This window comes from Streptomyces barringtoniae (assembly GCF_020819595.1).
GTDB classification, from domain to species: Bacteria; Actinomycetota; Actinomycetes; order Streptomycetales; family Streptomycetaceae; genus Streptomyces; species Streptomyces barringtoniae.
In genome coordinates this window covers 368,428-384,544 of record NZ_JAJHNP010000001.1, presented here as the reverse complement: position 1 = coordinate 384,544, position 16,117 = coordinate 368,428, and the positions used below count along the sequence as shown (strand labels likewise).

Genomic DNA, 16,117 nt, shown 5'->3' with positions numbered 1-16,117 from the left:
CCGTGCGTCCCGCCTGCGGCTTCGCACAGCGATGCGCGGATGAGGGGCGCTTTCCCTCGACTTGTGAGGGTGGTTGAGGAAACGTCCTGACGCTCGTTCGACGCTGTCACCCGACTGCGGCTTGCCCCACGTAGGAGCAACCGATCGAAGACCGGTTGCCGGCTCGGGGACAGGAGCCGTGCCGGGCCGCGGCGTTGTTGTTGCGTGCTCGGTCAATCGGTTTGCGCGCGGTGCCGATGCCCTCCCCGGCGTGCCGCCGAAGACTGGACGCCCCGTCATCTGGAGCGATGAGGAGGCGGCGCGCGGTGCGGATCGTCTGTGTCGACGGTGGTCGCGAGTGGGACGTGGAGGTGCGTTTCGGCCGGCCGGACGCCACCCTCGCCGATCTGGCCGCGGCCGTGGGGATGCCGGGCCATGTGCTTGCCGTCGACGGCCGGGTGATGCCCCCCGAGACGGTCGTGCACGAGTCCGGCCTCGTGCACGGGTCCCGGGTGGCCGGTGCCCGGGGGCCTGTGGCCGGTGGGCTGCGGAAGCCGGTGGTCGTCCTGCGGTTGGTGGGAGGTCTGGAGGCAGGCCGTGGTTTCCCGCTGGCGGCGGGCCGCACGATCGTCGGGCGTGGAGCGGAGGCGGACGTCCGTGTGGCGGCCTCGGGCGTGTCACGGCTCCATGCCGCATTCGACGTCCTGCCCGACGGCCGGGTGACCGTCACCGACCTCGGCTCGGCGAACGGCACGGACGTCGACGGCGCCAGGATCCGCGAAACGGTCCAGGTCCATGCGGACGACCTGGTGTCGCTCGGCGGTGAACTGCTTCTCCGTGCACTGCCCGCCGACCGGCTCGGTCCGGTGCAGCGGATCAACGCCGTCCGCGAGGCCGGGCCCGGTGGGGTGCTGCCGTTCAACCGCCCGCCCAGGGGCGGGCGTCCGGCCGGCTCGGTGCCGATCGTCGTCCCCGCGCCGCCGGCTCGCACGCACAAGGCTCCCTTCAGCGTCGCGGCCCTGCTCGGCCCGCTGGCCATGGCCGCCGCGACCGTTGTGCTGACCGGCGATCCGCGCTACGCGGCCATCGCGGCGCTCACCCCGCTGATGTTCCTGACCAACTTCGCCGAGGAGCGCCTACGCGGCAGGTCAGCGCTGCGCCGGGGGAGCCGCGAGTACGCGGCCCGGCTGGCGGAGTTCGAGACGGTGGTGGAGCGCAGGCACACCGAGGAAGTACGGTCCCGCCGCGCGGCCCACCCCGATCCGGCCGAGGTGCTCCACCGGGCGACCGCTCCCGGGACCGCGCTGTGGGAGCGGCGTCCGGGCGCGGACGACTTCCTCCAACTCGTGGCCGGCACGGCTGACCTGCCCTGGGATCCGCCGTTGGACCGGGACTCCGGCGAGCCGCCCCCGGAACCCGCGGCCGTTCTCGCGCGCAGGTCCGTATTGCCGCAGGTGCCCGTGGTGGTGGGTGTCTCGGCCGGTGAGGCGGTGGGCTTCGAGGGCAACCGGAAGGCGTGCCTGGCCGTCGCCCGGTCCCTGCTGTGCCAGGCCGTGGTGGGCAGCGGGCCCGCGGACGTCACGGTCGCCGTGTTCACCGACGCCGACCGGCTCGCCGACTGGGACTGGACCAAGTGGCTGCCGCACGGGGCCGACGTACGGTCCGGGACGACACGGCTGGTGGCGGTCGGTCCGGAGCAGGCCGACGCGCTGGCCCGGCACCTGCTCGCCGCGAGGCCGCCCGCACAGCCCGCGGCCGGCCGGCCGGCCACAGGTCCGGTGCTGCTCGTGGTCGTGGACGGCGCCACCTTGCTGGAGGGCCGCCCCAACCGGCTTCGGGACCTGATCGCGGGCACCTCCGTACGCTGCGGAGCGCTGGTGCTGACCACCCGCCTGCCCGCGCTGTGCACCTCCGTGGTCACGGCCTCGCCCGAGGGCATCGGGCAGGTCCGTGACGTGGCCCTGGGTGTCACCGTGGAGCGGGTGGTGCTCGATGGCGTGCCGTTCGCCGAAGCGCGGGACACGGCGCGGGCGCTGGCCCGCTTCGAGGATCCGGAACTGCGGATCGAGGGCGCCGGACTGCCCGACCGGATCTCCCTGCTCCCTCTGCTGGACCTGGAGAGCGTGGACGGCGCCGCGGTGGCCGGCCACTGGAAGAAGCGGCTGCCCGAGCTCCGGGTCCGGGCGGTGCTGGGCGTCACCGAACGCGACCTGTTCACCGTGGATCTCGACGACGACGGTCCGCACGCGCTCATCGCCGGAACGACCGGTTCCGGCAAGAGCGAGCTGCTGCGCACCCTCATCGCGAGCATGGCGGTTGACGCGGACCCGGAGCACCTCACGTTCGCGCTGATCGATTACAAGGGTGGCGGCGCGCTGGACGAATGCGCCGCCCTGCCGCACACCGTCGGCCTGGTCACCGACCTCGACGAGCAGCTCAGCGAACGGGCCCTGCGCTGCCTGGAGGCCGAACTGCACCACCGCGAACGGCTGTTGCGCGAGACGGGCCTGAGCCACGTACGCGACTACCAGCGGCTGCGGGACACCGGGCGGACCGAACTGGAGCCGATGCCGCGGCTGGCCGTGGTCATCGACGAGTTCGCCACGCTGGTCAAGGCGCTCCCCGACTTCGTGGACGCCCTCGTTGGCATCGCGCAGCGCGGCCGCAGCCTGGGCGTGCACCTGATCATGGCGACGCAGCGGCCCGCCGGCTCCGTCAACGACGCGATCAAGAACAACGTCAAGCTCCGCATCGCGCTCCGGCTGGAATCCACCGGCGACTCGCAGGACGTCATCGACAACCCGGCCGCCGCCGCGATCGGCAGCCGGCAGTGGGGCCGCGCCTTCTACCGGCTCAGCGCTCGTGAAGTCGTACCGGTGCAGACCGCTCTGTCCACCGGCGTCACCCCCGAGACAGCCGTCACGGCCCCGGCGACCGCGGGCCCCTTCCTGCTGGCCCTGCCCGCCGCCGAGCCGAGCACGGCGGAGACCGACGGGGCAACCGACCTGCAGCGCCTGGTCGCGGCCGCCAGGGAAGCGGCAGAGTTGGCCGGTTTCGCCGAGCCACGGCGGCCCTGGCCCGACCCCCTGCCCGCTGTCGTACGCGCCGCCGATCTCCCGCCCGTCGCGGAACGCGGCCTGCAGACGGAGGCCGTCGGTCTCCCCGCGTACGCCCTCGCCGATGACCCCGAGCGGCAGCGGCAGTACCCGGTCGGCTGGGATCCCGCCGCGGGAAACGTCCTGATCTACGGCGGCGGCGGTTCCGGGACGTCCACCGCTCTGGCCGCCCTCGCCCTGGCCTGTGCCGGCGTCCAGGGGCCCGAGCGGTGCCACATCTTCGCCCTCGACATGGGCGCGGGCGACCTGGCGCCGCTGGCCGGCCTGCCGCACACCGGGGCCCACATCGGGCCGGCGGAACGCGAGCGGCAGATCCGCCTCGTCCGGCTGCTGCGCCGGGAACTCGACGAGCGCAAGACGCGTGGCGTCGCGGCATCCGGCCAGGGGGTGTCGGCCCCGGACTGGCTGGTACTCCTGGACAACCTCGGGGCGCTGCTGTCGGACTTCGACAAGGACATCGCCGGGATGAACCTCATCGACGAACTGGCCCGGGTCTACGCGGACGGGCCGGCCGTCGGCATCCGCTTCGCCGTTACCGCCGACCGCTCCGGCGCCGTGCCGTCCGCGTGGGCGGCACTGACCCAGCAGAAACTGCTGATGCGCATGGCGGATCCCGGCGAGTACGGCTACTTCGACGTGCCGCGCGGCGCGGTCCCCGGCTACGTACCCGGACGCGCACTGGTGGCCGCGAGCCGCCAGGTGATCCAGATCGCCCTGCCCGCCGAGGACCTCGCCACCGCGGTGGCCGCCTGCGCCGCCCGCCGGCCCGGCGCCGCCACCACCGCGCCCCGCGTCGGCACGCTGCCCGCCGAGATCACCCTCGGCGCCCTCGCGGCACCGGCTGCGGTGGCCGCCGAACCCTGGTACATCCCGGTCGGCCTGGACGCGGACACCCTCGGTGGCACGGCCCTGCGGCTGTACGAACAGGAACACGCGCTGATCGCCGGGCCGCAGCGCTCCGGCCGCTCCGGCGCCCTGAGCACGATCGCCCGCCAGGTGACCGCCGCGGCGGACCCGCCGGCCGTGGTCGCGTTCACCCCTCGCCGTTCGCCGCTGCGCGAACTGCCCGGGCTGACCGCGCTCGTCATCGAGTACGGCGCCCTCGAAGCGGCCCTCGCCGCGCAGCCGGGCCCCACCCTCCTCCTCGTCGACGACGCGGACACGGTCGAGGACGACCTCGGCGTCCTGGACCGCTGGCTGTCCGCGGCCGGACCCGGACACCACCTCGTCGCCGCCGGCCGCGCCGACGCCCTGCGCCGCACCTACGGCCACTGGACCCAGCGCGCCCGCGACAGCCGCTGCGGCATCCTGCTCGCCCCCGACCACGACCTCGACGGCGACCTGCTCGGCACCGCCCTGCCCCGGCACGACCGCCTGGCACCCCTCCCGGGGCGGGGCTATCTGGTCACTGACGGCATTGCGGGCGGGGTGCAGGTGGCGCGGTGACGGTGGGCCGGGGCACTGTGCGCGCAAGGTCAAGGGCATTGCGTCTCCCGTCAAGGACGGGCCGAGGAGTGGCTGGGAAAATTGACGGATGTGGACCACGCCCTGTCGGGAGGGGTTCGCCGAATGAAGACCGGTCGTCCGACGTGCGGAGTTCACCATGCCACCACAGGGGAAGGTCAAATACGACTTCGCTGCAGCCGACGAACTGAGCAGGGCGCTGAACCAACTGGTGGACAAAATCCACTGGTTGAACTGGTATCGCGACACCCGAAGCAGCAAGTACTTCGACTGCGGGCAACAGTCGTGGCGCGGAAAGAACCATGACCAGTTTGTTCGGGACCTCCACGCCCAACGGCGGGCCCTGAACGCACTTGCCGAAGAGGCGGCGAGCCTCAAGAGCCAGGTGGACGATGCGACCGCTGCGGCGACGGCGAAGCTGAGCGCCAACCATCACTGACAGGGAAGGACCATGACCGACAGCGGAACGGCGTCAGCGACGCCGCAGTTCCTCTTCGACTACTCCACGACGGCGACCAACGCGGCGCGTCTTCTGGAGGAGTTCGTCCGCGGCACGCTGGCTCCCGCCGTCGCCGGTTACCAGGCGACCGCCGTCGACTTCGGCAGCCACATCTTCCGGGCTTCCGCGGGATACGCGCCTGGTGCGCCGGGCACCATCGACGGGCAGGTGACCGCACTGCTGCCGCGGATCATCGCAACGGACGAACACGTGGCCCTGGTGGGCAAGCTGTTTCAGCTGGCCGGCGGCACCCGTGAGACGGTGGTGAACCGGGTGCCGTTCGTCAATGGACCGCGCCCGGTGCTGGGACAACCGCCCCTGGCTGCCCCGGATCCGATCCTGACCGTCTTCACCGACGATGCGGCGCTCGCCGCCGCCGAGCGGTCCGTCGGACACTACGGCGCCGGAAACGCCTTGGCACTGTCCTTCGACTGGAGTTCGACGGATACCGGCGACTTGGCGCCCGGGCTGAAGGAGCTTGCCAAGCACCAGGACGACGAGGCGTTCTGCGTGGAGTTCTTCAACTCCCTGCCGCGCGGCACGGTGGCGGAGCTCATCATCTACGGCGGTCCGACCGTGAACCACGCTTTGGCCACTGCCTATGCGAGCGGACTGCTGGACGCCCGCGTCGAACACGAGGTGGTGCGGTCGCTGGAACTGCAGATGGAGCAGCCCAGTGGCAACCCGGCGCCGGCGGCGACCCTCAACGCCCTGGCCGCCGACCCTGCCGCGGCGGCCGCCTTCGCCAGGTACCTCAGCAAGGATCCCAAGGCACTCCTGCATTTCATGGGCGGGCTCGGTTACCGGCATGAAGCGGACCCCGGTTACACCCTCGAAGCTCAGACCGGTTCGCAGCGCGCCTATCTGTCCCTGCTCACCTCCGCGGTGCCGGAGATGCACCCCGGGGAGGTGAAATCTCTGATCGTCGCGATGGGAGCCCATTTCCCCGACGTGACCCCGGAGGATCTCCAGGCGATTCTGCCCGACATGCGGCATTTCCTGGCCACTGCCGCCGGCGCCATGAGCGGTCCCCTGCCGAGTGATCACACCATCGCAAAACACCCCGAGGCCCTGTCCAAATGGGCCAACGGCTTCGGCGCCAACATGCGTGCGTTCAACGGGATCTACGAGCACATCGCGAAGGTCTTCATCGATGCCCAAGCGAGCGACGACAAGGTCCAGGGAATCCTGACCGATGCCATGTTCGCTGTGGGTTTCACCTTCGTCCCCGAAAGCGTCATGGCAGCCGGCGTCAGCCTGCCGCTCGGGAAGTGGGACGTCGGTTCCAAGGTCGCGTCCGCGGTGAACGAGGATCTGGTCAAGGTGATCAGTCCGCCAATACCCTGGCCCAAGGGCGGGGATGGTGCGAAGATCTCCGACTTCGTCCAGGCCATGAACAGGAACAGTGCCCTGTACTTCATGTGCAACACCCTTTACTCGCACGGCATGATCACGCACAAGTCCGGCGGGAAATGGGTCGCGACCAAGTGGCCCGACCTGAACGGACCGGACGGCCCGAACCAGCTCTTCGCGAGTCTGCGCGGCCCGCACGCGACGATGGACGACCCCGCCACGTCGGCATGGGCCTGGACCCAGCACGCCAAGGGCGGCCGGAAACTGGCGGAGCTGATCAATCAGTTCATGGCAACGGCCGACTCCGTGCCGACCTCTGCCCCGAGCGGCGGCTAGGCGTCGCAGGGCAGACGGGATTTGTCAGACTCGACCTGGTGCCGAAACCCGGATGGTGCCCCCTGCGCCGCGCCGTGGATTGCGCACTGCGTCATGCCGTGTGCACTCGTAATCAATGACGTGGCACGAGGTCGGTGGTGATACTGGCGAAAGTTCAGAAATCTCGAAGGAGAGAAAATGGCGACCGTAAAGTCCACCGACCTCGCGCATCAGGAAGCCGGGAAGATGCTGAGCCTCATCACCAGTCAGCTCCCCGGTCTGATCGGGCAACTCAACAGTCATGGGCAGACTTTGAGCGACCCCAACAACTGGGACGGCCCGCTGGCGCAGAGGTTCAGGGGTGAGGTGTGGCCGCAGGCCAAGGGGGACCTGGACAAGATGAGGGCGTCGCTGGAGCACCTGCAGCAGCAGGTCCAGAAGATCCTCACCAACATCTCGCACGCGGGCGGCGCGTAAGAGCCGCGAAGAGGACCGAGGACGCCCCATGCCCGAGAAGAATCCTGCTGCCTCCGGAGCCGACCGCCTGCCGACGGCCGAGTTGTCCGCGGACGACCTGGCACTGCTCGGCGCAGAGCCGCTGCGCCGGTCCGACCCGCCGGAGATCGGCCCCTACCGGTTGCTGGCTCGGTTGGGCGGCGGGGGGATGGGACGGCTGTACCTCGGGCGGGAGTCCGACACCGAGGGGACGTACGGGGCGGGGTCGCTCGTCGCGGTCAAGGTGATCCGCTCGGAGTACGCCGAGGACGAGCGGTTCCGCCGCCGCTTCGAGCGCGAAATCGAGGCCGTACGCCGGGTGCACGGGACCTACACGGCCGAGCTGCTCGACTCCGGCTTCGACCGCGATGAGCTCCTGTGGATGGCGACCGCCTACGTGCCCGGGCCCAGCCTGGGTGACGCCATCGAGCGGTGCGGGTCCCTGCCCGCGCCGGTCGTGTGGCGGCTGGCGTACGAGATCGGGCAGGCGCTCACAGCGATCGCCGCCGTGGGCATCGTCCACCGCGACCTCAAACCGTCCAACGTGCTGCTGGGGCCGGACGGTGCGCGCATCATCGACTTCGGGGTCGCGCACACCGCGGACGCCAGTTCGCTCACCATGACCGGTCAGCACCTGGGCACACCGGCCTTCATGTCTCCGGAGCAGGCGGACGGACGTGAAGTGGGCACGGACTCGGACGTGTTCTCCCTCGGCTCGGTCCTCGCCGCGGCGGTCACGGGCTCAGCTCCCTTCGGTGAGGGCACCACCGGTGACGTCATCCACCGGATCATCTACGCGCCGCCGAACGAGCATGTGATCGCCGAGGTGGCCCGGCGCGATCCCGACCTCGCTGAACTGATCGGCCGGTGCCTGGACAAGGACCCGCGGCGGCGCCCGAGCCCGCAGGACGTCGTCGAGGCCGCGCGGGCGCATGCCGCCGACGCGGAGTGGCCTGATGCGGTCGCCGGGACCGCCGCCGCACGGGCGGCGTGGAGCGGGACGGCGGTGGCGGTGCCGCCCATGGACCAGTTGACGATTCTGCGGCGCACCAAGCCCGAGAACCCGGGGAAGGAGGCGTCCGGCCGACGCCGGTGGCCGCTCGTGGTGGGCGCGGCGGCGGCGGTCGCGATCGCGGGAGCGGCTGTCGCCCTGGCGGCTTCCGGAGGAGACACCGCCCGCCAGGAAGCCGCGACCACGTCCGCCGGGTCACATTCCTCCGCCACCACCACGAACTCCCCGCGCGCCAAGCCGGCCTCTCCGCGGCCGCAGTCCCGGCCCAGGACGTCCGCGACCGCGACTGTCGCGGCTCCACCCCCGCCGGGGAACCCGCCGGCCGGCGGCGCCACGGACCCTGCCCAGCCGCAGCAGCCGTACGATCCCCCGCCGGCCACGCAGCCCACCACCTCCGCCCCGACCACGAAACCCGCGCCTGCGCCCACCACCCCCGCCGAGCCCTGGAAGTCCTGCACGTACTACTCCGGCACCACCCTCACGGTCTACGGCCAGAAGGGCTCCCGCGTGAAGGAAGTGCAGTGCATCCTCAAGGCCCGCGGCTACAACATCGGCCCCAGCGGCGTGGACGGCATCTTCGGCTACGACACGGTGACCGAGGTCAAGAAGTTCCAGAGCAACAACCACCTCCATGTCGACGGCGAGGTCGGCGTCAACACCTGGGCCGCGCTGCGGTCGTGACCGACGTGCCGCGGCCCCGGGCCCGATCGCATGCCCGGGGCAGGCGGCTCCGAGGCCGCCTGCCCATGGCTGTCCGGATCACCACTGCAGCCGCTGCTCGCGGTACCTCCCGGGCGTGACCCCGTAAGCCGACTTGAACGTCCTGTTGAACACCGCTGGGTCGCGGAAGCCCCAGCGCCTCGCGATCTCGCACACGCTGCGCCGGGCCTTGGCCGGGTCGGACAGATCGGCCCGGCAGTGTTCCAGGCGGCGTTCGCGCAGGAACGCGCCGACGGTGCGCCCGTCCCGCTGGAAGAGGTGGTGCAGGTAGCGCAGCGAGATGTGGTTGGCGGCGGCGATGGAGGTGAGTGACAGGTCGGGGTCGTGCAGGTGGTGCTCGATGTACGTCTTGATGCCGTGCAGCAGCGGGTCGGCGGGCGGGGTGGTTGGGGGGCAGGTGGGTAGCGGTTCGGCCGGGCGTGGGCCGGTCCGGCCGCCCTGAAGCAGTGCGGTCTCGCTGTCGAGGAAGGCCGTCGCGAGGTTGACGGCGGCGGTGCCCAGCCAGGCGGTGTGTCGGTCCTCGGCGGAAGGCACGTGCGTGGCCAGCTCGAAGACGAAGGACGAGAGGAGGGCCGCCGGCCCCGACCCGGTCGGCGCGGGACGCCTGGCGACGTCGCGCAGCACCTCGCCGGGCAGCGGCAAGGCCGCTTCGGGCAGGTGCAGGACCAGCGCGCGGACTGGGTCGGAGCCGGCGGACGTGCCCGCGGAGAGCCGGAACGGCTCGGCGGGCTCCCACAACATCACGCTGCCGGGCTCCAGCCGGATGAGCCGCCGATCGCGGCCGAGGACCAGTGGCCCGCGGGGTGCGAAGACCAGGTGCCAGGTCAACGGCAGGCCGCCGACGTACCGTCCCCCCATCTCCAGAACGGCCGGTGGCACGGGCAGGCTGAGCGACGACAGCCGTACCGGCCCCAAATCGACATGGTGGCGGTCTGTGGGGTCGGGCACACCCGTCCGTACCGGAACCTGAGGCTCGCCGGGCAGGGCGGTTTCCAGTGCTGCCGGGCGGTCGTCGGCTCGGTACCGCTGTCCCGCGCCCAGGCCCTGCCTTCTGGCGGCAGGCTGCCCACGGCGCCTGCCGGTGGTGGTCGACGTGGTGTTCGCGATCTCCAGCTCGTCCGTGCCGGGCGAGCTGCCGTGAGCCGTCATGTCGGAATTCCCCCGCAGCGTGCATAAGTGGCGTGCGCACCCGCGGCGGCCGGACCGGAAGCCCGGGCGTGGGCCGAGGGCTTCCGTGTCCAGGGCGTGTCGTGCCGTCGCACGGTCCCACTCTCGGGGCGGCGAGGGCGGCCGATCCGGGGCCGTCATGCAGGTGCCTCTCCGAGTCTGGGGCGGGCGGACGGCTGCGGGCCAGAGCAGCCCGCCAGTTGCCTCAATCGTGGGACTGATGCCCTTCTGACCTGCGGAGACGTCCGGCGTATGGGTCGCGGGACGGGACGTCTGTGAAAGAGTGGGCCCTGGTGGAGAAGGGGGGCCGTCATGGGACGCTGGCAGCCGCTGCGGGGCGACCTGCCCGCCGAGGTGGTCCGGCTGGTGCGAGAACTGCGCCAGTACGTGGACCGGTGCGAGATGAGCACCATGACCGTCGCCGCCAAGACCGGTTACAGCCGTAGTTCCTGGCTGCGCTACCTCAACGGGCGGAGACTGCCCCCATGGGCGGCGGTGGTCGAGCTGGGGCGGCTGGCGCAGGCCGATGTCGAGTTCCTGCGTGTGCTGTGGGAATCGGCGGCCCACGCCTGGACGGGGGAGCGCCCGGCCGACGACACCGGCTCGTCACCCGCACCGCTGCGTCCGGCAGGCGACGTACGGGACCCGGATCCGCCGGACGCCGTGCCCACGGGCTCCTTACCGGCTGAGGACCGGCTGTCCTCGCGCGGCTTTCGAGTGCCGCACGCGGGCGTACTGGCCGCTGTTGCCGCTTGCTTGCTGCTGGCCACCCTGCTGCTCGCCCGGCCATGGGACAGCGGGACCAGCGGGACGGAGGCCGACCGCCTGCCGACCGGCGCTCCATCCGGAGCGCCGGCCTGGCCGTGGCCCTTGCGCAGCGCGGCGGGCGGGGCGGCCGCCGGGTGCCGGGCGGCCGGCTGCCGGGGCCTGGACCCCTACCGCGAGAGGTGCGACCGCGACAGTGTCGTCGTCCACCGGCTGCGCGCGTACGGCCGCGTCCTGACGCTTCAGTACAGTCCCGCCTGCCGGGCGAGCTGGGCGGAGGTGGACACCGCGGCGGCGACGTCCGGGTTGCGGATCGCCACGACGGGCGGCGACCAGCAGACGGCCACCGGCGGCGGGGCGTACACGGCGATGGTGGCGAGCGGGCCGGACGCGGCACGTGCCACGGTCGTCGTTCATGGCCGGCAACTCGGCGTCGCGCAACACGACAGCTGGATCGACGCCGTCAGCGGCAGCGCGTGAGGGTGACGGAGTTCGTGCGCAGCCGATGGAACCGCCCGGCGTCATAGACCTCGTAGACGCCGTCCGGGGCCTGGCGCAACGGGAGACCGTAGCGTTCGCCCTGGTAGACCATCCACTGCCCGACGGGGACCATACGCTCCGCTGCGGCGCCCCAGGTGGCCGAGCCGACGATCCCGTCCGCGGAGAGGTGGTGGTTGCTCTGCCAGACGCGGGTGGCCTCCGCCGTCGCCTCGTCGTACGTGCAGGTGACCCCGGAGCGTGCCGCGTATCCGTCGGCCCACAGCACGCTCTGCCACAGGCCGATCAGGTCGCTGCGCCGGGTGCGGCCGACCGCCAACTGCTGTGTGGCGCCCAGCTCGTCGGCGACGAGCACGCCGCCACGCCGGTCGCGGGACTGCTGGTTCCGCGGGGCCCCGGAACCCGCACACACCACCGCCAGAATCAGTACGCACAGCGCGGCGCGCCGTCGTCCCTTCACCCATGGCTCCGTCTCACCGTCGTGACGTCAACTGCGTTGCGAATGCGCACAGTTATGCAAAACCAGCGGTTCCGGAATCGCCCGCGTAGATACAGTAGGGAAGAAAGTGATGATCCCAGAGAGCACTGGGCCCGGAGGGCGTACGTGACTGACTGGAAGCCGTTACCCGGCGGCCTGGCCTCGGACGTCCGTCATCTGGTCGCCGAACTGCGGACCTTGAAGGACCGCGCCGGGCTGAGTCTGGCCATCCTCGGCGGCCGCACTCCGTACAGCAAGTCCTCCTGGGAACGCTATCTCAACGGCAAGGCACTGCCACCGCAGCACGCGGTGATCTCCCTCGGCAAGCTGGCCGACGCCGATCCCGCCCGGCTCGTGGCGCTGTGGGAACTGGCGAACACCGCTTGGCACGGCCACAGAGCCAGTGACACGGACGGGGCCCGCGATGCCGACGACGGCCACGACCGGCCGTTCGAGGAATCCGCTCCCGTAAAGGAGCGCGCTCCCGCCGCGCAGGCCGAAGAGCCGCCGTCCGTGAGCCGTCGGTTCGGCCGGCGGCAGCTGATCCGGACGGTGGTCGCCCTGGCCGCCGTCGTTGGCCTGTCCGTCTCGCTGTACGCCGTTTTCGGCCGGCATTCGGGCGCGCACGCCGACCGGGGCGGCACCGTGGGCAAGGACGCACCGACCAGGCAACTCGACGTGAACTGCTTCGCGGACAGCTGTGCCGGAAAAAATCCCGGGCAAACCGGCTGCGGCGGCGACGCGTGGACCGCTGCGCTGTACAAGGTCGCCGGGGTCTACGTGGAGCTGCGCTACAGCGATGCCTGCAAGGCCGCCTGGTCCCGCATCAGCTGGGGACGTCCCGGCGACATCGCCCGGGTTGTCGGCGAAGGAGGCCGGACATACCAGAACAAGGTCCACTACGACACCGACACGTTCAGCGCGATGGTTGCAGCGCCAAGCCCCTCAACGGCCAAGGCGTGTGTCGTGCTCACCTCCGGGGTGCACGCCTGCACCTCCCCGGGCGGTACCCAGCACCTGACCGAGCCCCCGAACCCGCCCACCTCGGTCCCTCCCTCCGTGACGGCCGGCCCGAGTCAACACTCCGGCGGACGTGACCTGTGACGCTCGAGTGCGTGGCCGTTCTCGAGCCCGCCGCAAAGGGCCTCTGACCGCTGCTTACCGAGTGCCGCTTTGTCAGTGCTGGGCATCGAGCTCTTCTCCCTGGGCAAGTGGGGGAGAGGCGGCGAGACGCAGAGGCAGACATCGGTCTGACGCGATTCGCGCCTTTTGGGTGATTGACCGGATGGTGCTCTGATGTGTGACAGCGCCGTCACGATTCCCGTTCGAGGCCGGCCACCACCCGGCTAACCCTGGACGAAGGTGACCGTCTCGTCGAGCGGGGCCCGGCCCGTACGGGCGTAACCCACCGTACCGTCCTCGTACCCGATCGACATGCCGCAGTAGAGGATGAGCCCGTCCGGGGGCGACAGGATCTCCGCGACGGTCCTGCGATACACCGACCACGCCATTTGCGTGCAACTGTGCAGCCCTTCGGCGCGGAGCAGCAGCATGACGGTCTGCAGGTACATGCCGACGTCGGCCCATTGGGGCGGGCCCATGTCGCGGTCGATGTAGCAGAACAGGGCGGCGGGCGCACCGAAGCAGTCCCAGTTCGCCGCAGCGGCCCTCTGGCGCGCCTCCCCGTCCTCGCGCGAAATACCGAGTGCGCCGTAGCGCTGCTCGGCGAAGGCGGTCCGGCGCTCGCGGTAGGGGGTCTTGAGGGTGGGCGGGTACATCTCGTACTCCCGCTCGTCCCAGGGGTCGCCCGAGGCCACGCGCTCGCCGGCGCGTTTCTTGAGCTCGGCCAGCGGCCCACCGGTCAGCACGTATGCGTGCCACGGCTGGAGGTTCGACCCGGAGGGCGCCCAGGCCGCGGCGGACAGCACGCGCTCCAGCACCTCCCTCGGGACATGCCGGTCGGTGAATCCGCGCACCGCCCGTCGGCTCCTGACCGCCTCGTAGACGTCCAAGATGGCCCACCTCCCAAAATGACCGCTCTGTGATCAATTGAGGGTCAGGGTCCGGAAAATGTGACAGAGTGCCACCACCTCGCGGGTGACAGACACACCAGGGCGCCCCCGCACGGGTGACCACGAGACTCCCATGCGAGGGTAGGTTTTGTGCATAAAGCTACGTACTGCATATAGTCGTCGAAAGATGGGCGATGCTATGAAATTGGCGGTCATCGGAGGAACCGGGCTGATCGGGTCACGAGTCGTGGAGATCCTCGACGCGGCCGGCCACCAGGCCGTCCCGCACTCCCCGGCCACGGGCGTGGACCTCGTGACCGGCCGGGGCGTCGAGGAAGCCGTGGCGGGCGCCGATGTCGTCATCAACCTGACGAACTCCCCGGCTTTCGGGGAAACCTCGCCCGCCTTCTTCCGCTCGTCGATGGACAACCTCCTCGCCGCGAGCGTGAAGGGCGGCGTCGGACACTTCGTCATCCTCTCGATCGTCGGCGTGGACCAGGTGCCCGAGCTGGACTACTACCGGGCCAAGGTGCTTCAGGAAGACATCCTCAAGGCCGGCCCGATTCCGTACTCCATCGTCCGCGCCACGCAGTTCATGGAGTTCATTGACGCGATCCTGTCCTGGACCACCGACGGCGAGACCGTAAGTCTGCCGCGTACGCCGCTCCAGCCGATCGCCGCCGCGGACGTCGCCCGCATAGTCGCCGAAGTGGCCGCCGGCGCCCCGCTCAACGGCATCCTCAACATCGCCGGACCCGACGTCTACCCCCTCGACGAAATCGGCCGGCTCTTCCTCACGGCCAAAGGCGACAGGCGCTCCGTCGTCACCGACGACACCGCCAGCCTGTACGCCGCCGTCCACGGTGACGTCCTCACTGCCGGGAACGACGCCCGCATCGCCTCCACCCACTACACGGACTGGCTCTCCTGAACCAGCCGCGATCCCCGACGGTCCATCAGAACCGCGAGTTTCGTCCCCGCGCTCATGCGTGTGGTCACGGTCGCCGTCGGACCTGCCGAGCAGCAAGGGTTGCGCACAATGCCGTCGAAGAACGATCCAGCGGATGACGCAGAGGACCTCCGGGAAGCAGAGGCGGCGTTCACGGACGCCCGTGGCTACCTGTTCGGGATCGCCTACCGGATGCTCGGCAGCGTCAGCGAAGCGGAGGACGTCCTCCAGGAGGCCTGGATCCGATGGCAGACCTACGACCGGTCCAGGGTGGAGAACCCACTGGCATTCCTCACGACGACTGTGACGAGGCTCGCGATCAATGTGCTGCAGTCGGCGAGGGTCCGCCGTCAGACCTATGTGGGCCCGTGGCTTCCGGAGCCGGTCGACACCAGTGCCGACCCGGCGCTGGGCGCCGTGAACGGGGAGGCACTGGAAGTCGCGGTGCTGATGCTGCTGGAGAAGCTCACCCCCACGGAACGGGCGGCGTACGTGCTCCGGGAAGCATTCGACTACCCGTACGAGCAGATCGCGGAGATCATCGGCCAGACCAACGCCAGTGCCCGCCAACTGGTGAGCCGGGCACGCAAGCGCCTGGCCGCGGAGAAACGGGCAAGTGTCGCGGCCGCTGACCACCAGAGGTTCCTGACGGCGTTCGTGACGGCCGCCCAGCAAGGGAATGTGGCCGTACTGGAGAAGCTGCTCGCGGACGACGTCGTCTCGTACTCCGACGGCGGAGGGGTCGTGCGGGCGTCCAGGTTCCCCGTCGTGGGCCGTCACCGCGTGGCGAGGTTCTACCACGCGTTCGCCGACCGCTTCTGGCCCGGCGTCACCGTGGAACCGGCCGAGGTCAACGGCAGGCCGGCGGTGAGCCTGTCCCGCGACGGCACCGTGTTCGCCGTCCTCACCGTGAGCGTCACCCCGGACGGCATCGACCGCGTGCTCGTCATGATGAACCCGTCGAAACTCGCTGCCATGACCGTCTGAGCCAATGAAAGGACCCCGCCCCGCGGGTCCGCTACAGCCTCTCGCAGGGGCGGGGCCGCCCGCCCTCGTTGCTCGGTCGGCGGGCCGCGGGCGGCTGTCCCCTGACGCCCGCCTTCCTCGAAAGTAAAACGAACGGTTATTTTTTACAAGCCCCGGGCCTGCATGGAAAACGAATGTTCGTCTTGACCTGGTCTCGCCGAAGCCTGCAGGATGGAGGCGAAAAAAGAACGATCATTCCGGGAAGGGGGTGGTGGCATGAGGCGTCATTGCGGGCGCCGCACTCAATTTGCCGCCCCCGTGGCCGGTAC

Annotated in this window: 12 protein-coding genes; 9 read left to right on the top strand and 3 right to left on the bottom strand. The window is 70.7% G+C overall.

Annotated elements, in window-relative coordinates; all coding sequences use genetic code 11:
• Positions 1-305: 305 nt before the first annotated feature.
• The 5 genes from LMU33_RS01600 to LMU33_RS01580 all read left to right on the top strand — a co-directional run bounded on the left by LMU33_RS01600 (position 306) and on the right by LMU33_RS01580 (position 8,914).
• Positions 306-4,541, top strand: coding sequence for a type VII secretion EssC family protein (locus LMU33_RS01600; RefSeq protein WP_228616590.1), 4,236 nt, complete (start codon positions 306-308; stop codon positions 4,539-4,541).
• A 157-nt stretch (positions 4,542-4,698) separates the two neighbouring features.
• Positions 4,699-4,998: a hypothetical protein gene (locus LMU33_RS01595; RefSeq protein WP_228616587.1), complete on the top strand. Its 300-nt coding sequence runs from the start codon at positions 4,699-4,701 to the stop codon at positions 4,996-4,998.
• A gap of 12 nt (positions 4,999-5,010) precedes the next feature.
• A complete protein-coding gene (locus LMU33_RS01590) occupies positions 5,011-6,747 on the top strand; it encodes a hypothetical protein (RefSeq protein ID WP_228616585.1) in 1,737 nt (578 codons plus the stop codon).
• Positions 6,748-6,924: 177 nt separating this feature from the next.
• Entirely contained in the window at positions 6,925-7,203 is a 279-nt protein-coding gene (locus LMU33_RS01585) for a pyrophosphorylase (RefSeq protein ID WP_097251953.1), read from the top strand.
• Positions 7,204-7,231: 28 nt separating this feature from the next.
• Complete coding sequence (locus LMU33_RS01580) at positions 7,232-8,914, top strand: serine/threonine-protein kinase (protein WP_228616583.1); 1,683 nt, start codon at positions 7,232-7,234, stop codon at positions 8,912-8,914.
• A 78-nt stretch (positions 8,915-8,992) separates the two neighbouring features.
• Here LMU33_RS01580 and LMU33_RS01575 read toward each other — a convergent pair whose 3' ends face one another.
• Positions 8,993-10,102, bottom strand: coding sequence for an AraC family transcriptional regulator (locus LMU33_RS01575; RefSeq protein WP_228616581.1), 1,110 nt, complete (start codon positions 10,100-10,102; stop codon positions 8,993-8,995).
• Positions 10,103-10,432: 330 nt separating this feature from the next.
• Between LMU33_RS01575 and LMU33_RS01570 the strand changes: the two genes are divergently transcribed.
• On the top strand, positions 10,433-11,365 hold the full coding sequence (locus tag LMU33_RS01570; protein WP_228616579.1) for a helix-turn-helix domain-containing protein: 933 nt from the start codon (positions 10,433-10,435) through the stop codon (positions 11,363-11,365).
• Here LMU33_RS01570 and LMU33_RS01565 read toward each other — a convergent pair.
• Positions 11,349-11,843 carry a peptidoglycan-binding domain-containing protein gene (locus LMU33_RS01565; RefSeq protein ID WP_228616577.1) on the bottom strand — a complete coding sequence of 165 codons (495 nt, stop codon included), beginning with the start codon at positions 11,841-11,843 and terminating at the stop codon, positions 11,349-11,351. The two genes, LMU33_RS01570 and LMU33_RS01565, sit on opposite strands and share 17 nt — an antisense overlap.
• A gap of 144 nt (positions 11,844-11,987) precedes the next feature.
• Between LMU33_RS01565 and LMU33_RS01560 the strand changes: the two genes are divergently transcribed.
• A complete protein-coding gene (locus LMU33_RS01560; protein ID WP_228616575.1) occupies positions 11,988-12,965 on the top strand; it encodes a helix-turn-helix domain-containing protein in 978 nt (325 codons plus the stop codon).
• A gap of 242 nt (positions 12,966-13,207) precedes the next feature.
• Here LMU33_RS01560 and LMU33_RS01555 read toward each other — a convergent pair whose 3' ends face one another.
• Positions 13,208-13,873 carry a nitroreductase gene (locus LMU33_RS01555; protein WP_228616572.1) on the bottom strand — a complete coding sequence of 222 codons (666 nt, stop codon included), beginning with the start codon at positions 13,871-13,873 and terminating at the stop codon, positions 13,208-13,210.
• Positions 13,874-14,072: 199 nt separating this feature from the next.
• Here LMU33_RS01555 and LMU33_RS01550 point away from each other — a divergent pair, with 199 nt between their 5' ends.
• Positions 14,073-14,804: an SDR family oxidoreductase gene (locus tag LMU33_RS01550; protein WP_228616571.1), complete on the top strand. Its 732-nt coding sequence runs from the start codon at positions 14,073-14,075 to the stop codon at positions 14,802-14,804.
• Positions 14,805-14,912: 108 nt separating this feature from the next.
• Positions 14,913-15,809, top strand: a complete 897-nt coding sequence (locus LMU33_RS01545) for an RNA polymerase sigma-70 factor (protein WP_228616569.1) — start codon at positions 14,913-14,915, stop codon at positions 15,807-15,809.
• Positions 15,810-16,117 lie beyond the last annotated feature (308 nt).